This is a genomic window from Gallicola sp. Sow4_E12, from assembly GCF_052116305.1.
Lineage (GTDB): Bacteria > Bacillota > Clostridia > Tissierellales > Peptoniphilaceae > JBQKLI01.
In genome coordinates, this window is sequence record NZ_JBQKLI010000011.1 from 12269 (window position 1) to 36810 (window position 24542).

Sequence of the window (24542 nt, forward strand, 5' to 3'; positions counted from 1 at the left end):
GAGATTATAATTCCTTTTCTAATTTTTCAAGTCCTATGCGGACCGTAGTGGAGTAATATAGAATGCGTTCTTCCAGTCCAGATGCTTCCATCTCGTAAAAATAGTCGGCAATATTTTCATCTATTCCCAACTCCTCAGCCAGTTCTTTAACTTTTCGGCTATAGGGATTGTCTTTGTTTTTGCTGGTGAACACTCCATAAGAATATAATCCCAGCATATAGCTGTTTGTATGATAGGGTGATTTTGACCCTAAACTGATTACTGCTAAATCTTCGTCCCTTAAATCCTTTTCGATTTCCAGCTGGATCCAGAGAGGTTCTGCCTGTGATCTAAATTCTGCTTCGAACTCTTCCGCCTTATGGGAAAAGGCTCTCGAATAAATATTTTTAAACCCAACTAAATTTCCTAATTTGTAACTCATAAACAACTCATTATTTCTCATAAAATACTCCTTATGCAAAAACCCGGAGGCAATCGCTCCGAGTTCTCTTCAAAATTATTCTTTAGGATTTTCCCCTCTGCTGGAAACTCTTCCGGTTCCTACTTCATGAAGCGGATCTCTCTCATCCCAAGGCCATCCGCCGTATTGATTTTCCCAATAATCCCGGTATCCCTGTAGGACTTCTTCCATTGTATTCATAATCATCGGTCCATCGTTGATAATCGGTTCATTCAAAGGTTCTGCTTCTAAAAGCAGCAGTCTTGAAGGGCTGTCTTCTGTTCGAATCACAAAATCAGCGTCTCCTTTTAACTTCAGACTTCTTTTGCCTTCCACTTTATCCTCATCGATAAATACATATTCTCCTTCATAAGGATATAGATTACGATTCAACGTTGAACTAACACCGTTGATAGCTACTTCGGAATTCGGAGCTAAATCTAACAGAAGGATTCTAAAATGACTTCTTTCATCGTATGCCCAAGAGCTTTCTGTCGCTTTTGGCCCTTCTTCTCCGTTAAAATTCCCAGTGATGACTTTGACTTTCACTCCATCTTTCTCAACTACTGGAATATCTTCTCTCCAAAACATTTTATAATCGCAGTCTACTAATTTGTTCCAGCTTGGCAAACTTAGCCATAGTTGGAACAGTTCTGTACGATTCGGCTTGTTGATATTAACTAAAGGAAACATTTCTGTGTGGCGGATGCCGTTTCCTGCCGTCATCCACTGCACATCTCCTGCTGAATATCTTCCATGATCTCCATGGGAGTCATGATGGTCCACCCATCCGTCTAAAACAATAGATACTGTTTCGAATCCTCTATGGCTATGAACCGGGAATCCTGGTCTGCGGTCGCCGTAATACAGTCTAAAATCCAGATCATGATCTAAATCTTTCCCTGGAGTATGACCTTCCATATCTTCTTTTTTTACCTGCTCGATGCCATCACCCTCGGGGTAATAGTCAATATGATGAAATTTCCCAACCCAAGGATCTCTGGGATTCTCTCTAAATGTAAACTCGTTATTTTCAATAATCGCTGACATGATTACATCCTTTCTATTTTCTATCGTTCATATTTAATTCATTCATATATACATTACAATTATATTTACCCAAGATATTTTGAATAAATCGAATTCATCTCTTTGAAAGACTTCAATCCTTACCTTTCCATTTCATAAGATACTCTTCTTCTCCCGTATCTACATCCTGCTGTACTTTTATACAGGAAAAACCCTCTCCTAGATAAAAATGGATCGCATCTTTGTTTTTCTTATACACATAAGCTCTTAATTTCTTTCGTTTTGATTTCGCCTTTTTCATCAGCTTCTTGCCAATCCCTTTAAACTGCCATTTTTTATCCACAAAAAGACCTTCTATCCTATTATTCTTCAATCCGATAAAACCTCTGATATGATCTTCTTTTTCATAGATATACACCTCGGCATTTCGAATTTCTTTTTCCACTTCCGATGCCATCTTGATCCAATAGTCTTTTTCTATAAAGGAATGGGCTTTTATATTCTGCTCCAGCCAGATTTCCATCACTTCAGGAATATCTTTCTTTTTTAACTTCCGCACCATTTACAACACCATCCCCCTCTTCTGTTTAGGAATAATACTACTTTATATTATATACCAAATAAGAAGGGAAGGTAATGAACAGAAGAACCCGCTCTTTAAACCGTCTTCATTACGATTTCTCTTTAATTACGCTGAAAGAACCGTCTCCTTCCATAATACCGTATTTTATATTTTCTTCGCTGACTTCTCCATGTTCCCGCAATATTTCATAGAGTTCTTTTTTAGATAGTTTCAATTTCTCTAAGCTGTCCTGCTTTATTTCCCCTTTGTAAATCACCATCACAGGATTAGCGGATACTTTATCTCTTAAAGCTGGAGAATAAAACATAATCATATCTAAAATCTTATTGGCAAGAAAAATAGCTATGAAAGCTATCCCTCCTCCAAATATCGTCTCATTTCCTCCCAGCATAGAAGGGGCTGTCAATTCTGCTATTAAAAGAACAAAAACAAGATCTGGCACACTTAAGTTCCCCATCTCTTTTCGCCCAAAAAAACGTATAATAAATACAATTAAAAGATATAATCCAACCGTCCTTAGAACTATTCCGCCATACTCTATTAAAACTTCCATTCTTTTCCTCCAACTCTTTTTTAAAGAACAAAATAACAGAGGGGTTTTCCTCTGTTATTTTAGTGCTTCTTTTAAATTAATTAATCGCTTCTCCTCCAGTTACCCCGTATATTTGGGCTGTAACATAACTGGATTCGTTGGATGCCAGATAGACATAGACATGAGCAAGTTCTGCCGGCTGTCCAGCTCGTTCTAAGAGCGAGCTTTGTCCGAATTTTGGAATCACCCCATCAGGCTGACCGTCATCGAGCTGAAGCGGTGTCCAGATAGGACCTGGAGCTACGCCGTTTACCCGAATTCCCTTTTCTGCAAAATATTTTGCAAGATTTATTGTAAAATTCGTAATCGCTCCTTTTGTCGCTGCATAATCCATGAGATGGGTGCTTGGATTTGTAGCTTGGACAGAAGTCGTTGTTACAATAGTACTTCCTGCTGGAAGATATTTTTCAGCGGCCTTTACAGATTCGAACATACTGATGATGTTCACTTTAAATGTATCCTCTATCTGCTCCATAGAAAGCTCCGATAAAGATTCTTGAGCGATCTGCTGTCCTGCATTTAGAACAAGTATATCCAGCTGGCCGAAAGCCTCCACTGTATCTTCTACTATTTTTGCTGCCGCTTTTTCCTTTCTCAAGTCATAGGGTAAAAGGAGAGACTTAACCCCTTCTTTTTCGATCAGCTCTTTTACTTCTTCTGCATCCTGTTCTTCTCCTGGATAAAACTGAATCGCAACATTTGCACCTTCTCTCGCGTAAGCAATAGCTGCCGCTCTGCCGATTCCAGAATCTCCTCCGGTAATAAGAGCATTTCTGTTTTCAAGCTTTCCGCTGCCCTTATAGCTTTCTTCTCCGCAGTCCGGTTCCGGCATCATTTCATCCTGAAGTGCCGGTGTATCCTGCTCTTGATCTTTAAATTTCGTATGTTTATATAAAGTTCTCGGATCGATCAAATTCGGTTTTTTCATCTTCTTCCTCCTGCAGTTTTCTTTTTCCAATTAAGTTATATATATCCTCAGAGTCTATTTCTAAACATTTTTTTATTTCAATAATATTTTTACATTTAAAAAAGAGACTGTATAAAACAGACTCCCTTTATTTTTAATAGTAAGAACTGCAAAATTCTTCTTGTTTTATAGTGAATAAAAGTGTCCAAATTTTTCAGTAATGCCCGCTCTTTGAAGGGCCCTGATCTTTTTAGATCCCTTCTCTTCTATTTTTCTTAACAAACAGCATACTTCTCTATTAACTCTTGTATTTCTTGTTCCTTTGAATCTAAAAAATCGCTGAACCTTTTGATCCCGGTATTTCTTTTAAGCTCTGCCAGCTGATATAAAAAAGATGGTAGTTCCTGAGCTGTAATCTCTCCTCGTTTTTCTGCCAGTTTTCTATTTTCTCCTACAGCTCCTCCTGTATAAAGAACATATACCGACTCCATTTCGCCGTCTATTTTCTTCATCTTGCCGGAAAATCCGATTTCTCCCCGAAGATGCTGTCCGCAGGAACTGGGGCATCCTGAGATATAAAGTTTAGGAAGCTGTGTTTTTATAGAATGATCTGCATTTCTGAATTTGTTTAAGATTCTTTGAAAAAGTTTTTGAGAAGAGCCGATTCCTGTTCTGCAGGTATCCGCCCCTACACAGACTAAGGAATTATCCATTGGATATTCTGATGTAAAAGGATCTATAATCTCTAAAAGCTTCTCCACCTCTTCCCCTCGAATACCTCTTAGAATAAACCCTTGAGTCGGAGTCAATCGGATAGAAATTTCATAGCTTAGACTTTCTATATAGCGGATTATTTTATTTAAATCCGACGTTGCCAGTTTTCCTTTTCTAGGATGAACATAAACTCCATATATTCCAGGAAATTTTGTTTCTAAGACTTTGCTGCTTTGAAAATCTATTTCTTTTCCAGAAGTTTTCGAATTTTCTTTTTCTTCGAATTTCATAGCCTCTGTATCTAGATCAAGACCTCGTTTTTTCGCTTCTTCCAAATAATCGTAAAATCTTCGAAGAAAATCTTCTTCTCCGTATTTTTTGACTAAATGGCGAAGCCTTGCTTTCCCTCTGTTTTGCCGATCTCCTTCCTTAAAGAAAAATTCTTTCACCGCCTCGGCATAATAGAGTGTATCTTTCGGATCAATTTTTTCTTTAAGCTCTATCGCAAGTCTGGATCCTCCTCCGTATCCTCCGCCGATAAAGACTCGGAGCTTTTCTTTTCCTTCTTCCTGTTCAGCGATAAAGCCGAGGTCCGCGAAAGCTGTATTTCCCGTGTCATCTTTTGAACTGGAAAAGGCGAGCTTCAGTTTCCGGGGAAGTTTTACACTGTTTTCATCTTTTACAATATAATTCGTACTAGCCAAAGCATAGGGTGTTACGTCAAAGGTTTCCTCTTTATCCAACCCTGATAGAGGAGAGCAGGCAACATTTCTCGCAGAGTCTCCACCTGTTCCTACCGTATAAACATTAACCTTTTTTAATTCTTCGATCACTTTTATCGTGTCTTCCAATGCTACTGTATGGAACTGGATATCTTGGCGTGTTGTAAAACGAATCTGTCTTTTTCCGTATTTTGAAGCGATTTTGCTAACGGCTTTCAGCTGGGCTGTCTCAATCATCCCTGCTGGAGTTCTCGGGCGGACCATATACGTCTCTCCGCTTCTTTCCTGATAAACTCCTGTTATAGCGCCGAAGCTTTTAAACTTCAGCTCCTCTTCGCCTTTTAGAGCATACTCCTTTATTTTTTTCCGGTAATTCTCTATATATTTTTCTGTATATTCTGCTGGTATAAACATTTTATCCCTCTCCTGCATGTATTTATATATTAAACTCAATCTCATTTCTTTTTGCTTCTTCAAAGAAATAGTCATAGATTTTTTTCGTATAATATCCAAACTCTGCGCTTCCCCGGTCTCTTTCTCTGGGCAGTTCAATGGGGATAATACTTTTTATTCTGCCGGGTCTTCGATCCATTACGATTACTCTGTCTGCCAAATAAACCGCCTCTTCGATATCATGGGTTACCATAATCATCGTCATGCCGGCTTCTTTCCAGATTTTTGTAATTTCTTTTTGCAGCTCGATTTTTGTTAAGGCGTCTAAGGCTCCGAAGGGCTCGTCAAGGAGAAGGATCTCCGGTTTGTTGATCAAAGCTCTGGCGATAGCGGCTCTCTGGCTCATTCCCCCTGAAAGCTGCTTCGGATAAGCTTCTTTAAACTCGGATAATTTCACAAGATCCAGATAATAATCCAGCTCTTTTTCCAACTCTTTCGAATTCCTGCTTTTCTTCCCGATAAGAATATTATCTTTTATGGTTTTCCATGGAAACAGGCGATGTTCCTGAAAGATCATGCCCCTGTCCGTATCCGGACCTGTGATTTTCTCTCCATCTTTTAAAACAAACCCCTCAGTTGCAGTCTCTATTCCAAGAATAATTTTTAATAGTGTGCTTTTTCCGCAGCCGCTCTGCCCTACAATTACAATAAACTCTCCCTCTTCGATATCGAAATCTACTCCTTGAAGTACAGGAATCTTTCTGTTATTTATTTCAAAGGACTTGTTTAATTCAAATATATCTAATTTTTTCATTTTAATCCCTCGCCCACGGCATAGCTCTTTTTGCAATCAGCTGAATAATATAATCCATAACAAATCCTACAACCGCAATACTTATAATTCCTACAAATAGTGTACTGGAGTCCAAAAGACTTCTCGCATCGTTTAGTCGAAATCCGATTCCAGAGACTGCTGCTATCATTTCTGCTCCAACTAAAGCCATCCAAGCAGAAGACACTCCGATTTTCATTCCTGCAAAGATATGAGGAAGTGCAGAGGGAAGGTAAATATCCTTGAATATTTTCCATCGGCTCAGCTGATAAATCTTTCCTACTTCTATGAGTTTTTGATCTGTTTGTTCTACACCATTTATCGTATTAACAAGGATGGGAAAATAGGCTGCAAGAAAGATGACGATTATTTTCGATGTTTCTCCGATTCCAAACCACATTATAAGAAGAGGAATCCAGGCAAGCATAGGGACTTGGCGAATCGCTGTAAAGGTAACCATAAAGAAACGGTTTGCTTTAGAGTTGACCCCCATAGCAACGCCTAAAACGACTCCGAATATCAACGCCAGGAAATATCCTTTTAAAACCCTTAATGTACTCACGCCGATATCGTTAAACAGCTGTCCGGAAGCTATATGCTCCAAAGCTCTGTTTATTACATCGCCGATAGGCGGAAGCATTAAGAAAGAAACACTGCCGCTTTCCGCCACAATAAACCAGGCGGCTAGGATGGTTATAGGCAGGATCATCCCCAGGGTCCAGTAGTTGAATTTTTTTGAACGTTCACTCATTCCTTTTGCTCCTCTTTTATCTTATTTAAATACCTGCTATCTATAAAATCATCATAATCAACCGTTCTTTGTATAAAATCGCTCTTCAGAAGAAACTGTTCGATCTCTTTCATCTGCTCTATATTCTCTTCTGTAATATTGAGAGGGTAACGTTCTTTCAATTCTTCTGTGCGTACAGCTTTGTCTACATAGTGTTTGCTGAATCCGCTGGCCTCTTCGTAAAGCTCGTAGAAAGCTTCCGGATTTTCCATGATTTTATCTCGCGCTCTAAATTCTGCTCGGATCACAGCTTCCGTTACTTCCGGATGTTCCTTTACAAAATCAGATTCCCCTACAAAGGCAAACAAATCCCAGTATCTGTTTTTGTCTTCTTCGGAACTGGAATGAATAATCTTTCCCCCTTCTTTAAGGATCGCTTCGTCCTGTCCCATACTCACTACGCAGGCATCCACTGCATTTGTGATTAGAGCTGAAATTCCTTCTGGAACATTCATATTTACAAGCTCCACTTCCTCAGAAGAAATTCCGGCGTCTTCTAAGATTTTAAAGATGTATTCCTGCACTGCTGTTCCTCTTTGATAGGCTATAGTCTTTCCTCTCAAATCTCCTGCTTTTTCGATACCGGAATTTTTAGAAGCGGCAAGTTCCCATGCCGGTCTCTTTCCATCGATATTTATAAGTGTTGTATTCATACCGTTGGCCTTTCCTAAAACTGCAGCCATGGCGGCGTAAGTTGTATACTGCAGATCTCCGGCCAATATACTTTCTTGAATTTCCGGTGCCGCTCCTAGATATCCCACAACTTCCGCCTTATACCCTAACGGCTCAAGTTCTTCGTTTAAATAGCCGTAATGATCCGCAACAGCTAATGTTCCTCCTTGCCAGTTTCCTCCAGAGGAAGGATAGCCGATTTTTATGATCTCCAGTCCTTCCGCCGTTTTCTCTCCTGCGGCATTGGAAGAACAGCCGGCTGCAAAAATCAGCGATAAAAGGATCAGCAGTTTCTTTATCATAAGCCCGCTCCTTTTATTTCCCAAAAGATGTTACACAAAAGTTCACTACTTCCTCTTCCGCCTCTTCTTCTCCCATGCCTGTTACCTTTTTCACCTTCGGATCTACCCCTTCAACTGAAGTGACTTTTCCGGTTCCTTCTCCCGGTGATGCGTTCTTTACTCTAAAACTAGACACATCGACAGGTTCGATGGATATTTCTTCCGGTTTTTCTAATTGAGGTACCCACTCATATGGGACACGGTATGCTCTATAAACCATATTCAAACGGTGATTCTTTAAGTTTTTATAATATGGGTTGATATACTCCCAAACAATTTCATGATCTTTTGTCACTTCGATCAGCCTTCCGTCGGAACCTTCGGTTATTAAAGTATTTCCGTTCGGAAGCCTTTGTGCAGAGCTAATATAAGGACTGTAGAATTTATAAGCGTCAAATCTTAGATTACCGGCTTCTTCTCCTGTATACTGCCATACCACTTCCAATGTAGCTGGATCTATTTCTAAAACCCTTGATGTGTCTCTGATGGCGTTGTTTACACCGTTTCTGCATCCCGGATTACCCGCTCCGTAGCCTCCCCAGCCTCCGTTGTCAAAAACGAGAAGGTTTCCTTCTCCCGGAAGTCCTCTTGGAATCATATGAAGATGATGCTGTCCGATAATCCATCCGATTTCTTTTGTTTTTTCGTTTTCATCAAAATCCGGACCTAACTTCCAAACTACTTCGCCTGTTTCTTTGCTTATAATCGCTAAAACATTTGAATTTCTAGCATCCCAAATCAGATTATCCGGATGGAATCGTTCATCTCCCTGGTCATACCATTTGTTCGGTCCTAGAACAGACAAGCTGTTGATATGCATCCAGTCTCCAGAACCGGACCCGTCTTTATATTCTTTATAATTCGGATCAGCATAAAGGGCTTTTTTCGCATCTTCGTCAAAACCAAACTCTTCGAAATGATCGCTGGCTTTCCATTCCCAGATAATTTCCCCATCCCAATTCACTTCTATAATCTTATCGTCTAGAAGCCTTTTGTCGGAGATTTCTGGTTTATGTACATCCTCGTGAACTAATAAAATTGTGTTGCCCCGGTCTGTAAGAGGTTCCTCTTTCGGCGAATAATAGCCCGTTCCTGATCCTTCTCTTTGAAAATCGTGATGCTGTCTGGCACAGAAATACTTTTCATCTCCCGGATCTTCCACTTCTTCTGTTTTGTTGAATTTCCATACAATGTTTCCATCGAAATCCACTTGAACCAAATCCTTTTGATCTTGATAAGAGTATCTTGGATTTCTTTCCCCTGTTGACCCTAAAACAAATCCTCCTGGAAGAATTTTGTTTGGAAATCCCTGCAAGCCTTCCCATAACTGAACCTCATTTCCATTCATATCGATTAACAACGCTCCTTTAATCGACGGAAATATTGTATAGCCGCTATAGGCTTTCTCTTTATTGTAAATCGTGCTTCCTGTTGGATAAACTGTGGGATGACCCATATAAAACTCCTCCTCATAAATTTCCTCTATTACTTTGCCTTAAATATGTTATAATAGCCATAGAAAACATATCCATGTTAGCAGGTATGTTATGTATGTCATATTTATTAAATATGATTATACAGCAAGGCCCTCCTTTTGTAAAATAATTCTTCTCAAAAAAAGAAAAGCCTATAAAAGACTTTTCTTTAGCTTTTCGATAGAATGAAGGATCATCTCTATAAAGAAGGGCTCATCGATAAGCGTTTTGCCGATGAATTTTATGTTGTGTTTTTTACATAGAATTTTATTTAAAGGACTCTTCGGATATAATATATCTTTAGTCAAATGATAATTCGAATATACAAATAAAGGATAAAGAGAAGCTTTATTATCTTCTCCCAAAAAATCATAGATCTCTTTTTCCTCGATGGGGGAAAAAAAGAATATCTGCATTGATGGACATTTTTTCTTTAAATATCTATTGATCTCTAGAACTTGTTTTTCTCCCTCAGAAGATGCAGGTCTATGGGCAATCAAGAGAAGTTTTCCTTCTGTTTTTGAATAGGACTTCAAGAAGAGATCCATGTTTTCTTTCAAAGATAACAAGGGAACTCCTATCGGGATATGGAAACCGCTCAACACTTCTTTTAAATCAGTATAATTTGTTCCAAAAAACAAAAGTGCAGGAACAACGAGAATCTCCCCATATCCTTCCTCTTTCAGCTGCAGAACTTTTTCTCGAGGGTTTTTATGAATATTTTCATGTTCCTCATGTATTTTTTTACTGGAATAGGTAAGATAAAAATCATATCCTTTGTATTTTTCCTTTAAACTTTGAAGGACAGACTCGTACTTTTCAACCAGCCGCTCTGCATTCAAACTGCCATAGGACAGTAAAAGGACTGCTTTTTTCATAATATTCTCCTTTCTTTTGTCTATTATGGCATATCTCTTTACTAGAATAAAGAATTTAAAAGGTGATACATGGATATTCAAAACATTTTTATTACTCTCAAAGATTTTAATAAAGCAGATATTTCCACAGGAGAAAAATTCTACCGACTTCAAGAAAGATTCCCTTTCAAAAGCATACCGAAAAGTCTGCACGAATTTACAGGAGGGTTACATGAGCCATTTTCCTTTTTATATCAATACTAAACATCTACAGATCCTTATTGTCGGAGCAGGCAATATCGCTCTTCGAAGAACAAAAGCTCTGCTTCCTTTCTTTGATCGTATTACCGTTTTATCCAAAGATTTTAAAGAAGAGTTTTTTCTTCTTCCAAAAGAGAAAATTCATTTTATTCAAAAAAAGGCTGAAGAGAAAGATCTCTCCCCTTACAATACTATTATCGTCTGCACAGACGATTCCGAATTAAACTACAAGATATATCAGTGGACATTGAAACAGAATAAACTTGTTAATCTATGCGACCGTCCCGACTTATGCAGTTTTTATTTTCCTTCCATCATCAAGGATAACGAAACAACGATAAGTATATCTTCCGGCGGCGATAAAAAAACTACAAAACGTATCCGCAAACATTTAAATCAATTTTTCAAAAACGAGGTGCCTTATGATTAAGAAACTGCTTATCGGCAGCCGGGAAAGCAGGCTTGCTGTATTACAAACTGAAATTATTATCGAAGCTTTAAAAAAAGAACTGCCGGACTATACCATAGAACATAAAACCTTTAAAACTACCGGGGATAAGCTGCTTAACCAACCTCTTTCTAAAATCGGAGGCAAGGGTCTTTTTGTTAAAGAACTGGACCGAGCACTCCTTGAGGGTGATATCGATATCGCCGTTCACAGCTTAAAGGATCTTCCTCGGGAAACGGCTCAGGGAACAAAACTTGCCGCTTTTTATAAAAGAGGAAATCCCTTTGACCGTCTGGTCATAAACCCTGACAAATATCCAAGTCTTTCAAAAGACCTTTTCGCTTTTTTTGAGGATCATAAGTCTTTAACCATCGGAACCTCCAGCGGCAGAAGAGCCTTGCAGCTGAAGGTATTAAAAAAGGATATCCGCTTTGAAAACATCCGAGGCAATATCCATACACGTCTGCAGAAAATGAAAGATCTGGATTATGACGGCATAGTCCTCGCCTCTGCAGGTATGATTCGGGCAGGAATCACAGACTATCCCTATTATGATTTCACAGAGGACTGGATGGTTCCAGCCGCAGGACAGGGCACCTTGGTTCTCCAGTGCCGAAATGACTTTCCAGAAAAACTTCTTTCACCCTTAAACGATCCCCACACTGCAATAGAATCCCTTGTGGAACGGAAGTTTATTCAGGAAATGGATGCAGATTGTACTTCTCCCATAGGGGCATATGCCAAAATACGGGATGGGGAAATTGAACTTCGTGTTTTCAAGGGAGAGGACTCGTGGGAAGAGCTTCTTCTTTATGAAGATATACCCCCTCAAGGTTTTTGGAAAAGAACAGCCCCTCTAGAAGAAAAAGAAAAGATCAGCATCGATTTAGCAAAAGAAATAAAAGAAAGAGAGCATCATGAATAAAGGAAAAGTATATTTAGCAGGATCAGGTCCTGGAGACCCGGGACTTTTAACTGTAAAAACTCAAAAACTTATAGAGCAGGCCGATGTGATTGTATACGATCGATTAATCGGCGACAGCATTCTAAGCCTTCTTCCGGAATCCAGCGAAAAATATGATGTGGGGAAACTACCCGGCTTTCATAAAGTCCCTCAAGAAGAAATAAATAAAATGCTCATTTCCTTCGCAAAGGCAGGAAAGAAAGTACTTCGCCTAAAAGGCGGCGATCCTTTTGTTTTCGGCAGAGGCGGCGAAGAAGCGGAAGCCTTGATACAAGAAAACATCTCCTATGAAGTTGTTCCAGGTATCACTTCCGCCATAGCCGCTCCCGCCTATGGAGGGATTCCTGTGACCCATAGAGATTACAACACGAGTTTTCATATTATAACGGGCCATCAAAAAAAAGATCCCCTGACTCAAAAAGACTACGATAAATATGCAAACCTTGAAGGAGCTGCGCTGATTTTTTTAATGAGCATGACAAATATCGAGTCCATAGCGAGAGGACTCTTGACTTCTGGTATGAAAGAAAGCACTCCCTGTGCTATCATTTCAAACGGCACACGGTTTAATCAAAAATCGAGTCTTTTTTCATTGAAAGAACTGGCGGACAATATCGATGCTATTCCCATCGAAACCCCCGGGCTTTTTGTAGTGGGCGAAGTTTCTAAATTCGCAAAGGAATTCAGCTGGTTTTACGACCGCCCTCTTCATGGTGAACGGATTATTATCACAAGACCTGAAGAAAAAGGCGGCGATCTTTCGGAGAAACTTTCGGAGTATGGTGCTGAAGTTATTCATTTTCCAGCAGTTAAACTGTTTTCTTTAAATATCAAAAAAGAAATAGAAGAGTTTTCTACAAAGCTTTCTTCGTATGAGTGGATTCTTTTTACCAGCAGTTATGGTGTAAAGTCTTTCTTTTCCAGATTAAAAGAATACTCGATCGATTTTAGAAAACTTTATTCTGTAAAATTTGCAGTTGTGGGGCAAAGCACAGGCAAAGAATTAGAAAACTATGGATTTATACCGGATTTTATTCCTTCAAAGCAGTATGGGAAAGACCTTGCAGCGGAACTTATTCCTTATATAGATAGAAACAAGAACGTTCTTTTAATTTTGCCAAAGAACACTCCTTCCGATGCGGCAGCTGAATTAAAGAAAGAAAATATATCTTTTGACATTATAGAAAGCTATGATAAAACTTTTCGCAAACTGAAATTTTTCAGTTCCTTAACAGAAGAGCTTTTTGTTTTCACAAGTCCTTCTACTGTAGAAGGAACACTTCTTTCTTTTTCAAAAGAAGAATTAATAGAAAAATCGGCAGTTTGCATCGGAGAAAAAACAGCCGCAGCAGCTCGCGAAGCTGGTTTCAGCTGTTTCATTCCTGATGAAACCAGCACAAAAGGCATTATAAAGGAAATTTTCAATTATCACGAAAGGAAAATACATGAACAACAGAACACGCTCTAGAAGACTAAGAGACAATGAAAAAATAAGAAATCTCGTACGAGAGACTTCCGTAAATACATCCTCCCTGATCTATCCGATCTTTATTCAGGAAGGAAAAAATATAAAAGAAGAAATACCTTCTATGGAAGGCCAGTACCGCTATTCTTTAGACCAGCTCCCCTTTCGATTGGAAGAGTTGGCGATCAAAGGCGTGCAGAATATTATGCTCTTCGGTATCCCTGATCATAAAGACGAAATCGGAAGCGGTGCTTTTCACGAAGAAGGCATTATTCAGAAAACTCTCCTTCAGTCTAAAGAAACGCATCCCGAACTCTTTTATATCGCAGATCTCTGCATGTGCGAATACACCTCCCACGGCCACTGCGGTATTTTGAAAAATGGCAAAGTCGACAACGATACTACCCTAGAATATTTAGAAAAAATCGCAGTTTCACAAGCAGAAGCTGGAGCGGATATGATCGCACCTTCGGATATGATGGATTTTCGAATCGGAAGAATCAGAGATGAGCTTGATAAAAGAGGCTTTCAAAACCTTCCTATTATGGCATATTCTGCAAAATATGCCTCGTCTTTTTACGATCCTTTCCGAGCCGCTGCCGACTCTGCTCCCGCCTGCGGGAATCGAAAATCTTATCAAATGGACTTTCACAATCGCAAAGAAGCAATCAAAGAAATTCTTCAGGATATTTCAGAAGGCGCCGATATTATAATGGTGAAACCAGCGCTTTCTTATCTCGATATTATCCGCGAAGCAGCCAATGAAATTCATGTGCCTTTGGCTGCCTACAGCGTAAGCGGCGAGTACGCCATGATTAAAGGAGCATCAGGAACTGGATATATCGACGAAGATCGGATCGTAGCGGAGACGACCATTTCCATTTTTAGAGCTGGAGCCGATATTCTCCTCACTTATTATGCTGAAAAAATAATTGATTTAATCCACAAAGGATGGATCTAATACTTTTGGAACAACAAAAAGCAAAGCCGGATTCTAAACCGGCTTTGCTTTTTTCTTCGGGGTCAGGGATTCGTTTGTTCGTTCATGGATCTTTTTAACAAAAAACTTTAGAGCCACAGGCGAAAAAATTTTCTTTCCCTATAGCCTATAGCCTAGTACCTATTTCCTACTCCCTACTTCCCGCTATGTGTCATCGAACTGCTGTTTACTATAGGCTGTACGTCATTGTTTCCAACGAGTACTACCATTAAGTTGCTGACAAGCTGGGCTTTTTTCTCTTCATCGAGATTTACTACATTTTGATCTGACAGCTGATTTAAAGCCATTTCTGTCATCCCTACAGCTCCTTCTACAATCTTTTCTCTCGCCGCTACGATCGCTGCGGCTTGCTGTCTTTGAAGCATAGCTGCTGCGATTTCTTCTGCATAGGATAAATGGGAAATTCGTACGTCTTCTACGACAAGTCCTGCATTATCAACTTTCGTCTGAAGATCTTTTCGCATCTCCTCGGCTATAGACTGGACGGAGCCGATAAGAGTTTTTTCCACCTCTTCCATGTTGTCATATTCTAGATTTTCATAGGGATACATTCTAGCTATATGTCTGACAGCAGCGTCGCATTGTGTAGACATATATTGAGAATAGTCTTCTACATTAAAAACAGCTTTTGTAGGATTCTCCACATGCCAGATCACTATCGTCTCTATCAAGATCGGATTTCCTAAAAAATCATTGATCTTTTGTTTTTCGTTATTTAAAGATCGTGTCTTTAAAGATATCTTATTATTATATCGAAACTGTCCCCCTCCGGTTTTTGTGCTTTGAAATACAAAGCCTCCTCCAGAACCTGCTTTCGAAGAAAAGGGATTGACAAAATAAAATCCCGGTTCCTTTATAGTTCCATAATATTTCCCAAATAAAGTTAAAACAATAGCTTCTTTCGGTTTCACAATTTTAAGCCCTGCCAGAGAAATAATCGTCCCTACATAAAACAGGATCGATAACATCAGCAAAAGCCATAACAGCCCTCCTGAAAATCTGCTGTAGTAAGAACCGATATTCGAAACAGCAAAGATAAAAAGAAGAATAGATCCAAAATGGACTGCCAAAATCAAAAACAATGCGGGAAACCCTTTCATCGGCCGAATCAATTTTTCTTCAATACTATTTTTTATTTCCATAATAACCTCCTTTTTAAAACTATATTATAGATACCCTTTTTTTGATTTCTTTAGAATCTTTATAAAAAAATGCACCTTTTAACCTCCCTAAGAGTAAAAGATGCATTTTTTATTTTACTGCATAATATCATCAGCATAATTTGCCGGATTAGGAATCGTACTCGTATTCCCAATGAATATCGCCTTTTTCCTTGCAGCGGTCATAATCTGCCAAAATATCCACAGAGGTTCTGCTCATAAATATCAATGCGATAATGTTCGGAAGAGCCATCAATCCCATCATCAGATCCGCTAAAGACCATACGAAATCCGGATCTACAAACTGTCCCATAAAAATCACTGCCAATGCTACAAATTTAAAAGATCCTATGATTCCTTTATTTTTAGTGAAAAACTTGATATTCGATTCCGCAAAGAAAAACCATCCTACTATCGTAGTTAATGAAAATAAGGTTAGAGCAATTGACAAGAAACTTCCGCCCAATGTTCCAAAGCTTAATTCAAAGGCTTTCTGCGTCATTAACGTGGACTGAAGCGCCATCTCCGATGCAGGGATATCCATATTATAAGAACCGCTGGTCATATTAACCATAACCGTTGCTAAACAGATACAAAATGTTGAGATAAATACCCCTATCATCGCTATGAACCCTTGTTCTGCAGGATGGTCCGTAGAAGCTACCGCATGGGAATGAGGTGTTGATCCCATACCGGCTTCATTTGAAAACAGCCCTCTTGCTAAACCATAACGGATCGCCTGCTGAATACCGATTCCTAAAACTCCGCCGCCGACTGCTTGAGGAGTAAATGCTCCTTGAAAAATCATAAGAATAGATGGAATAAGTTCGCCAATATTTAGAATGACGATTAAGAAAGAACCAAATATATAAGCAAAGGCCATCGCAGGAACTACTTTTTCTGTAAAACCACCGATTCTTTCCATTCCTCCTGTAAGAATTGCTCCTACTGCAGCAACAAGCCCTACTGTAATCCACATTTCCGATAAACCGAATGCATCATTTACAGAGACTATAACAGAATTTGATTGAACAAGAAGCCCTACCACTCCTAATGCCAGTATGCATATAAAAGCAAAGATCTTAGCAAGCCAGCCTTGTTTAAGACCGTTCTTAATATAGTAAGCCGGTCCCCCTACGAGTTCTCCATTTTCTGTTTCTCGATAGGCTTGAGCAAGTACAGCTTCTGAGAAGATTGTAGACATTCCGAAAAATGCAGATAAAATCATCCAAAAAGCGGCTCCCGGTCCTCCTAGGGCTATAGCTGTAGCTACTCCAACAATATTACCTGTTCCTACTTGTGCCGCAATCGCTGTAGATAGAGATTGGAAAGGTGTCAACCTTCCTTCCTCTACTTCTACTTTATTTTTAATATCTATAATCATTTTTTTAAGCGCCGGCATCACTCGTGTAAACTGTGGAAACTTTAATTTTATTGTCATATAGATACCTATACCGACTAATAAAACTAATAATATATAATTCCACAGTATGCCGTTAATAAATTTCACTCCGGTTAAAAAACCATCCATTTTTGAAAATCCTTTCTTGTTTTAATTTGATTATCTTTTGTATATTAGGCTATTTTCGTCTACTAGCCTCATCTTCGCCGCAGTGAAAACACTGCGGCGAAGAATCGTCTATTTCGTGAAAGCGTGTTTAGACTCATCGAGTTTGAATACAAAATGGATAATCACCCAAATCACAGCAGATCGGATAAAAGCTGCTAAAAACACTGTTTGGAAATCTACTGGTACGATAGCGGATTGCAGAAATAAAAATCGAGCTAGATATTCTGCTGCATTCGCACCAAAATCACATAACATTAATACGAGAATCAACGGGGATTTATAGACAGACGTATCTTTTCGAACCATGAGATCAAATAGAAAACCATACACTAAGTAGAAGATAATCTCAAGGGCATGATATAAAACTGTTTCGTCTACAGAACCTGTCCCGGCATAGTCTAAAATGATTCTCACCACGAACACTGCTATCCCGGATAATAAAGAGGTTTTCAGTACATTCAGCTTTTCGTATTTGTATAAAGCTACAATAAGGACAATAATTCCTAAGGATACTCTTAATCCTCCGTTTCCAATATGAAAATTAAACACAGAGGCTAATCCTGCCAACAAGGCAATTATAATAGGACTCATGCTTTTTCTCCTTTCCTAAAATTTAACAGTCAGTCAATTCTTTTCAGCCTGCTTTGAAATATTTTCCGTTCTAATATTTTAACAACTAGATTGTGAAAACGCAAACAAAACAGATTTTCAAAAAGGATTTTATTGTTATATTTTATATGATAAACTCTTTTAATTAATAAGTATCTACCTTTTTAAATCCTAACTTTCCAATATTTATAAAGATCTAACCGGACAAAATTTTCATTCTTCTGGATATTTATATATCCAGAATTTTATTTAATTTTCTTAATAAACATTTTCCCAGATAAATAATATCAGCTATAATAATCATTCAAATATTATTTATATCTATATACTAATATAAGAATTTGAAGCATCATTGAAATGCTTATTCATCCCTGATATCTCTTACAGCTTCTACCGCTCCCTTTCTTGTTGCCGCAATTCCTGCAGTCTTATTTGCATAATCCAAAACATTTTCCCATTCATCCAGAGAAATAAGAGATAGATCCCGATCTTTTTTCTGAAGCTGATATAAAACAGCTCCCACGAAAGCATCCCCTGCACCGGTTGTATCCACTACATTTACTTCTTTTCCTTTCCGGCGGATTTCTTTTTCTCCCTTTATAAGAAGAGATCCCTCTTTCCCTAATGTAACCAGCAAGTGAGAAACCTTGTCTTTAAGAACGTTTACCGCTTCGGACACGGTCTTTTCTCCCGAAAGAAATAAAACTTCCTCTTCGCTCGCTTTTAAAATATCTGCATATACTAAAAATTCCTGCAGAGTGTTTTTTAATTCTTCTTTGTTCTTCCAGATATCTTCTCGTATATTTGGGTCAAAAAGTACTGTACCACCCGCCTGTTTCATATTTTCCAAGGTCTTTTTCACCGCTTCTTTTAGAGGTGCTTTTGCCAGTGCAAAACTTCCAAAACACAAAAAATCCTCTTTTTTAAATTCAATTTCCGCTATTTCTTCTTTTCTAAGCTCCATGTCTGCGCCAGGATTACGATAGAAGATGAAATCCCTGTCCCCTTCTTCGTCTAAGGATACAAAAGCGAGAGAGGTCTTCGCTTCCTTTGAGAAAAAGACAAAATTTGTATCTACATTGTACTCTTCCATTTTACTCTTAAGAAATTCTCCAAAAGGATCTTCTCCCACTTTCCCGATAAAAGCCGCATCGCCTCCTAGTACGGAAACAATCATAGCGACATTAGCCGGGGCACCTCCAAACTTTTTCTCAAAATGTACTGCTTCTTTTAAAGAACCTCTCTCCTCTGGCACAAAGTCTATTAAAGCTTCGCCTATCGTATACACTTTTCCCATAAACAACCTCCTTTACTGGATCCCTTCTATCTTCTCCAGAGAATATATTTCGATTTCTCCTTCCCCTTTAAAACAACAGTCTTTTTCTAAGGGTATAGGAAAAACTCTAGAACTTAGCACAGTCCCCTCTTCTGTAAAAATCTCGATACTGCTTTTATCCGTAAAAATTCTTAAAAGGCTAGAATCTTCCAAGTTAATCTCTCGAGTACTGCCGTATTTTTCGCCGAAAGTGTTCTCCAACCCGCTGCGGTCTATTCTAAGAAGCTTTTTCTTTTCATGATATTCTATCAAAAACCCTTTTTTCTTTTCCGTATTATAAAACAAACTGCACTCAAAATCCCCAGAAGTTCTTATTATAAATTCATATGCTTTTTTTTCAGAAAGTTCTATCTCTATATCCTTGTCTGTTTTATATAACTGAGGATTTTTTCTTAACAGCTTTAGATCTTCCACAGGTTTTTGATAAAGTCTCCCTTCCTTTAACGAAAGCTCTCTTGGAACTGTCATACAATGGGCCCACTCATCTTTATCGCTGGGGTATTCAATCTCTGGAAGCCCCATCCATGCTATCAATATATACTTCCCCTTACTGTCTTTTGCAATCTGCGGTGCATAATAATCAAAACCATAATCCAGCAGTGCGGCGGTTTCTTTATCAAACTCCTCTTTTGTTCCTATTAAATAAACCGCCGGATAGATGTTTTCGTAACGGAGATCTTCCAGTCCTTGAGGGCAGAATATTAATATAATCTTTCCGTCTATTTCGGCAATATTGGGACATTCCCACATATAGCCAAATTCTTTTCCTAAAGTAAAGCAGTTTTTTTCCTGCCATTGTAGTCCATTTTCTGACTCATAAAAAAACACAGCTCCCTTATCCCCTCTTAAACGAGCGCCGATAACTGCTTTATAGCCTCGCCCCTCTTTCCAAACGAAAGGATCTCGGAAGTCTTCTGTCGATTCTTCAGGCACATCTGCAATAGCGGGCAATTCTTTCTTTAATACTCCGTTCTTTTCCCTTGCAATGATCTGTACCGATTTTCGATTCCAATGTTCATCCCGATGATTTCCGGTATAAAAAACACGATATTCGCCTTCTGCAATAAATCCGCTGCCAGAGTAGCAGCCGTAATCATCATAGGGACTGTCCGGTATAAGAGCGGGTCCTCTATTTTTCCAATGTACTAAGTCATCGGAACCTACTTCATACCAATGTTTCATCCCGTGAACAGGTCCATAAGGAAACCACTGATAAAAGAGCTTCCAGCTGCCGTCTACTAATTGGCAAAATCCATTGGGATCATTTAGGAGACCGTATGGAGGCTGGATATGATAATTTTGTCTCCAAAGAGAGTTCAAAGCCTTTCTCCGCAGTTCTTCCAGCTCTCCGTCTTTTGCCTCTTTTATCGTGCGATACAAAAATTCTTTCTTTAGTTTCATTCTATCCCATCGCCTTTTAACATTTCATCCCGATATCCAAAAAACCAGGTTGCTGCAAAACTTACAATTATTGCCGCTGCTATCGCAATAATATAGCCGAAGATCTGATTATTTAAGAATAGAAGAAGCCCAGGAATTACCGTAACTGCCATTCCTGTTGCAGCCAGATTCAATAAAGAAGCAATAAATCCTCCTGCAGCGCCCCCTATCATACCGCAAACAAATGGTTTGAAAAATCTAAGATTTATACCATATATAGCCGGTTCTGTAATTCCTAATAATGCAGATAAAGCTGAAGGAAAAGCGATAGATTTTAATTTTTCATCTTTAGTTTTCACCGCCACTGCTAAAACTGCTCCCGCCTGCCCTGCTACTGCTGCAGAAAGGAGAGGGTTGAAAGGATTTGCTCCTGTTTGAGCTAAAAGCTGTATTTCCAAAGCATTAAGCACATGATGAATTCCAAAGATAACCACCACCTGCTGTACCCCTCCGATAAGAAGTCCTGCAAGCCCCAAAGGCAGATATAGTATCCCTTGGGTTAAAACTAGAATGGCATTTTCTAACAAATGAAATACTGGACCAATAATAAACAAAGATGCTGCACTCATAAATAAAAGAGTTAAAAATGGTGTTAATAATAAATCCAAAGCATCTGCCATCCAGCTTCTAACCCAGTTTTCGAATTTTGCCCCTATTATCCCCGCGATAAAAGCCGGAAGTACACTGCCTTGATAACCGGTCACAGGAATGAAACCTAAGATCATCAAAGGATCTGCTGCACCATTTCCCACCTCATACGCATTCGGAAGCACTGGATTTACAAGCATCAGTCCCAGTACAATTCCCAACACCGGGGAACCTCCGAAAACTTTAAATGTAGACCAACACACTAATGCAGGCAAAAATGCAAAGGCAGTATCTGTTAAAACTTGAGTATACAAAATGAAATTAGGATTTATACTTTCTGGTGAGGAGCCGAAAAACCCTAGAAATACTTCATTCGTTAATAATCCTCTAAGCCCCATAAACAGTCCCGTTGCAACAAGAACAGGAATAATCGGTACAAAAACATCAGAAAAAACACGGATCACTTTTTTGAAACCATCTTGGCGATCATGGATTTCCCTTGCTTTCTCTGCCGCATTCCTTGAAGAACCTGTCTCAAAATTTTCCATTTTTATTACTTCATTGTAAACTTTATTTACTGTCCCGGTACCTAATATAATCTGATATTGTCCCGAATGGAACATAGCCCCTTTCACGCCTTCAAGTTCTTCGATCTCTTCTTTTTGGATCTTGTCTTCTTCCAACACTTCAATTCTAAGTCTCGTCGCGCAATGTTCTACCGCTTTGATATTTTCTTTTCCTCCAGCGTAATCAATAATATCTTTTGCCGTTTTCTTGTGATTCATCTTATTCTCCTTTTTGTGATATATTTTGAAACCGTTAGGTACCGGTTCCATAACTGTTAGATAGAAGTAACGATTTCTTCTATCTTTAGTATATTCTATTTTAGAGTATTGTCAATTATGGATTTCGTAGATTCCCTTATTTCTAAACGTCCTTCAAAAACTTGATCTGTTGGTACCGTTTTATGAGCCATGAGATCAATAAGACTTTCTGCTGCACAGGTACCAATTTGATCAAAGGCGATCTGTACTGTTGTAAGAGATGGAGAAAGCATCTCCCCCACTCTATATCCGCCAAAACCGCAGATACTCAAATCCTCCGGTATGTTTATTCCAAGTTCATAGCAAGCTCTATGAACACCTAAAGCAATATTGTCTGTTGCACAGACAACACAGGTCGCATTTGTATCAGGAAGTATCTTCATTGCTTCGTTTTTAGAATAGTCTGCTAAAAATTCACATTCTTGATATTCTATTTCCACTCCTTCTCTTTGAAGAATATCAAAGAGCCCCTTCTGACGATATACTCCTACTGCTTCATCATATTTCTTTACTCCAAAATACAAAAACTTTCTATGTCCTAAACGTAAAAGATACTCCGCCAATATCCGAGCAGCATAATAGTCATCATTACGTATACAATGGATTCCGTCGATTTTCTGTCCCACAACAACCACCGGTATTTCTATATTTGATAAAGCTTTTTTTAGCTTATCCGTAACGGCTGTTGCAAAGAGTATAATCCCGCCGACCTTCATCCTTTCCAGTTCTTCTAAAGACTCCACCTCTTTATTCAGGTCTTGAGTTGTATTCACAAGGCATAGTGTATTTTTGTTTTTGTAAAGAATTTCATCGATAGACTCTAAACTTATATTTAAAGAATGGCCGTCTAATCGAGGAACTACTGTAGCGACTAACGGGCTGACACTGGCTTTCAGACTCTGTGCAAATGCATTTGGCTGATAATTCGTTTTCTGAACCACTACCTGAATCTTCTTTCGAGTCTCGGGGCTTACCGATCCTCCATTAAAATATCTGGAAATAGTGCTCTTTGAAACATTTGCAAGCTTTGCTATTTCATTGATCGTAACCATTCGTTTCCTTCTTTCCATTACTATAGGTATTTAGTAATTGAACTTTTATATGGATTATACCATATTATATAAAATTATTACACTTTTTAGATTATCTTTTGTCAAAAAACATTTTGAGTTAAGAACATATATAACAATGTTCCTGCAGCTATGGAAAAGAGCATCTGTCTTTTTGCTTTATGGATAATAACGACAAGAAAAACACTCAAAAGCTCTGGGATACCTCTGCTCCCTTCCAACAAATTTATATCTTTTAAACTATAGACTACCAAAAGACCAAAAACTGCTGGCGGAAGTACTTTTCCCAAATACAGAATAAACTCCGGTGTTTTTTTATTCTTCGGAAACAATATGAAGGGCAAAAACCTTGTCAGCATCGTTCCTATAACTACAACAGCTATTGTAATCATCTTTTCTGTAAAGTTCATTCTCCCACCTCTGCCTTATCAAATTTTGGTTTCATCATTCCAAGACTTATAAGTATTGTGATCATCGCAGGAATCATAAAAGCACCAGCTCCAAACACTATTCTGCATATTATAGACAATAGAAGTCCTAGGAGAGAAAAAACATGCCGTTTTTCTTTCATCCACTGTTCCATAAAAATGACTGTAAACATTGCTGTCATAACAAATTCTATCCCTTCTGTATTAAAAGCTATAAGAGATCCGAACAAGGCCCCCATAACTGCTCCAGACACCCAATAAATCTGATTTAATAAGGTTACAAAAAGCATAAACCAGTCTTCATCAATGTTTTTTGGAATATCCACAGAATAGTTTATGGAAAAGGATTCATCACACATTCCAAAAATCAAATAGAAGCTTTTCCACCCTTTTCCTCCATACTTATTAAGCATAGAAATACCGTAAAACAAATGGCGGGCATTGATCATCAAGGTCATCAAAAACGCTTGAATAGGATCAAAGCTTGAAAGCAGAAATCCAACAGTTACAAACTCCATGCTTCCCGCAAAAATCAGTGTACTCATTAGAAGAGAATACCAAACATTGAAACCAGAGGCATTCATATAGATTCCATAAGTAAGTCCTAAAAACCAAAAACCAGCGAAAATCGGTATCGTATATGGCAAAGCCGCGGAAAAGGCCTTTGTTATTTTTTCTTTATTTTTCATTCTACCCTCCTCAAATAATAATATCATATAAAAAAGCAAAAAAAGATCGCCTGTTGAAAGACGATCTTTTTTTATTTAGTTAATTTATCGATTACCTTAATAATCTCTTCTATTTTCTCCTGAGCCCCTTCGGCATCGCTGGATTCAATAGACTCTTTTACACAATGATGGAGATGGGCTTCTAAAACATCCCGATTGATTCCTTTTAATGCTTGGATAGCGGCCATAATCTGATTGGAAATATCGATACAGTAGCGGTCTTCTTCGACCATTCTCTGAATTCCTTCGACCTGGCCTTTGACTATCTTTAAGCGATGCTCCACTTTTCCCTGTTCAGCCTTCAT

25 protein-coding genes are annotated in these 24542 nt (G+C 38.6%); 4 read left to right on the forward strand and 21 right to left on the reverse strand.

Annotated features, from left to right (window positions below; genetic code table 11):
• Positions 1–4: 4 nt before the first annotated feature.
• The 11 genes from ACTQ46_RS07140 to ACTQ46_RS07190 form a co-directional block, all read right to left on the reverse strand.
• A complete protein-coding gene (locus ACTQ46_RS07140) occupies positions 5–442 on the reverse strand; it encodes a hypothetical protein (protein WP_441748457.1) in 438 nt (145 codons plus the stop codon).
• 54 nt (positions 443–496) lie between these two features.
• A complete protein-coding gene (locus ACTQ46_RS07145) occupies positions 497–1489 on the reverse strand; it encodes a pirin family protein (RefSeq protein WP_441748459.1) in 993 nt (330 codons plus the stop codon).
• Between the two features lie 112 nt (positions 1490–1601).
• Entirely contained in the window at positions 1602–2030 is a 429-nt protein-coding gene (locus ACTQ46_RS07150) for a GNAT family N-acetyltransferase (protein ID WP_441748461.1), read from the reverse strand.
• 109 nt (positions 2031–2139) lie between these two features.
• Positions 2140–2604: a DUF421 domain-containing protein gene (locus ACTQ46_RS07155; protein WP_441748463.1), complete on the reverse strand. Its 465-nt coding sequence runs from the start codon at positions 2602–2604 to the stop codon at positions 2140–2142.
• 76 nt (positions 2605–2680) lie between these two features.
• A complete protein-coding gene (locus ACTQ46_RS07160) occupies positions 2681–3571 on the reverse strand; it encodes an SDR family oxidoreductase (RefSeq protein WP_441748465.1) in 891 nt (296 codons plus the stop codon).
• A 254-nt stretch (positions 3572–3825) separates the two neighbouring features.
• Entirely contained in the window at positions 3826–5400 is a 1575-nt protein-coding gene (locus ACTQ46_RS07165) for a nitrite/sulfite reductase (RefSeq protein ID WP_441748467.1), read from the reverse strand.
• Between the two features lie 22 nt (positions 5401–5422).
• On the reverse strand, positions 5423–6193 hold the full coding sequence (locus ACTQ46_RS07170; RefSeq protein ID WP_441748469.1) for an ABC transporter ATP-binding protein: 771 nt from the start codon (positions 6191–6193) through the stop codon (positions 5423–5425).
• 1 nt (position 6194) lies between these two features.
• Positions 6195–6962, reverse strand: a complete 768-nt coding sequence (locus ACTQ46_RS07175) for an ABC transporter permease (RefSeq protein WP_441748471.1) — start codon at positions 6960–6962, stop codon at positions 6195–6197.
• Positions 6959–7975: an ABC transporter substrate-binding protein gene (locus ACTQ46_RS07180; protein ID WP_441748473.1), complete on the reverse strand. Its 1017-nt coding sequence runs from the start codon at positions 7973–7975 to the stop codon at positions 6959–6961. The genes ACTQ46_RS07175 and ACTQ46_RS07180 overlap by 4 nt, the downstream gene beginning before the upstream one ends.
• A gap of 13 nt (positions 7976–7988) precedes the next feature.
• Positions 7989–9470 carry an aryl-sulfate sulfotransferase gene (locus ACTQ46_RS07185; RefSeq protein WP_441748474.1) on the reverse strand — a complete coding sequence of 494 codons (1482 nt, stop codon included), beginning with the start codon at positions 9468–9470 and terminating at the stop codon, positions 7989–7991.
• A 171-nt stretch (positions 9471–9641) separates the two neighbouring features.
• A complete protein-coding gene (locus tag ACTQ46_RS07190; RefSeq protein ID WP_441748476.1) occupies positions 9642–10367 on the reverse strand; it encodes a sirohydrochlorin cobaltochelatase in 726 nt (241 codons plus the stop codon).
• Positions 10368–10578: 211 nt separating this feature from the next.
• Between ACTQ46_RS07190 and ACTQ46_RS07195 the strand changes: the two genes are divergently transcribed.
• The 4 genes from ACTQ46_RS07195 to hemB are packed head-to-tail and all read left to right on the forward strand — an operon-like array spanning position 10579 to position 14445.
• Positions 10579–11037 (forward strand): precorrin-2 dehydrogenase/sirohydrochlorin ferrochelatase family protein, encoded by a 459-nt coding sequence (locus ACTQ46_RS07195; RefSeq protein ID WP_441748478.1) that lies wholly within the window; start codon positions 10579–10581, stop codon positions 11035–11037.
• Positions 11030–11980 (forward strand): hydroxymethylbilane synthase, encoded by a 951-nt coding sequence (gene hemC / locus ACTQ46_RS07200; protein ID WP_441748479.1) that lies wholly within the window; start codon positions 11030–11032, stop codon positions 11978–11980. The genes ACTQ46_RS07195 and hemC overlap by 8 nt, the downstream gene beginning before the upstream one ends.
• The gene (gene cobA / locus ACTQ46_RS07205; RefSeq protein ID WP_441748481.1) at positions 11973–13487 is read left to right on the forward strand and encodes a uroporphyrinogen-III C-methyltransferase; all 1515 of its coding nucleotides are present in this window, start codon (positions 11973–11975) and stop codon (positions 13485–13487) included. Before hemC ends, cobA begins: the two co-directional genes overlap by 8 nt.
• Positions 13465–14445: a porphobilinogen synthase gene (hemB, locus tag ACTQ46_RS07210; protein ID WP_441748483.1), complete on the forward strand. Its 981-nt coding sequence runs from the start codon at positions 13465–13467 to the stop codon at positions 14443–14445. The genes cobA and hemB overlap by 23 nt, the downstream gene beginning before the upstream one ends.
• 173 nt (positions 14446–14618) lie before the next feature.
• Here hemB and ACTQ46_RS07215 read toward each other — a convergent pair whose 3' ends face one another.
• The 10 genes from ACTQ46_RS07215 to ACTQ46_RS07260 form a co-directional block, all read right to left on the reverse strand.
• A complete protein-coding gene (locus ACTQ46_RS07215) occupies positions 14619–15626 on the reverse strand; it encodes an SPFH domain-containing protein (RefSeq protein ID WP_441748485.1) in 1008 nt (335 codons plus the stop codon).
• Between the two features lie 148 nt (positions 15627–15774).
• The gene (locus ACTQ46_RS07220) at positions 15775–17175 is read right to left on the reverse strand and encodes an alanine/glycine:cation symporter family protein (RefSeq protein ID WP_441748487.1); all 1401 of its coding nucleotides are present in this window, start codon (positions 17173–17175) and stop codon (positions 15775–15777) included.
• 108 nt (positions 17176–17283) lie between these two features.
• On the reverse strand, positions 17284–17805 hold the full coding sequence (locus tag ACTQ46_RS07225; protein WP_441748489.1) for a hypothetical protein: 522 nt from the start codon (positions 17803–17805) through the stop codon (positions 17284–17286).
• 379 nt (positions 17806–18184) lie between these two features.
• Positions 18185–19120, reverse strand: coding sequence for a carbohydrate kinase family protein (locus ACTQ46_RS07230; protein ID WP_441748491.1), 936 nt, complete (start codon positions 19118–19120; stop codon positions 18185–18187).
• Between the two features lie 12 nt (positions 19121–19132).
• On the reverse strand, positions 19133–20560 hold the full coding sequence (locus ACTQ46_RS07235) for a glycoside hydrolase family 32 protein (RefSeq protein WP_441748493.1): 1428 nt from the start codon (positions 20558–20560) through the stop codon (positions 19133–19135).
• The gene (locus ACTQ46_RS07240; protein WP_441748495.1) at positions 20557–21972 is read right to left on the reverse strand and encodes a sucrose-specific PTS transporter subunit IIBC; all 1416 of its coding nucleotides are present in this window, start codon (positions 21970–21972) and stop codon (positions 20557–20559) included. The genes ACTQ46_RS07235 and ACTQ46_RS07240 overlap by 4 nt, the downstream gene beginning before the upstream one ends.
• A 95-nt stretch (positions 21973–22067) precedes the next feature.
• On the reverse strand, positions 22068–23081 hold the full coding sequence (locus tag ACTQ46_RS07245; RefSeq protein ID WP_441748497.1) for a LacI family DNA-binding transcriptional regulator: 1014 nt from the start codon (positions 23079–23081) through the stop codon (positions 22068–22070).
• A gap of 83 nt (positions 23082–23164) precedes the next feature.
• Positions 23165–23491: a branched-chain amino acid transporter permease gene (locus tag ACTQ46_RS07250; protein WP_441748499.1), complete on the reverse strand. Its 327-nt coding sequence runs from the start codon at positions 23489–23491 to the stop codon at positions 23165–23167.
• Complete coding sequence (locus ACTQ46_RS07255; protein ID WP_441748501.1) at positions 23488–24198, reverse strand: AzlC family ABC transporter permease; 711 nt, start codon at positions 24196–24198, stop codon at positions 23488–23490. The genes ACTQ46_RS07250 and ACTQ46_RS07255 overlap by 4 nt, the downstream gene beginning before the upstream one ends.
• A 71-nt stretch (positions 24199–24269) precedes the next feature.
• A complete protein-coding gene (locus ACTQ46_RS07260; RefSeq protein WP_441748503.1) occupies positions 24270–24542 on the reverse strand; it encodes a metal-sensing transcriptional repressor in 273 nt (90 codons plus the stop codon).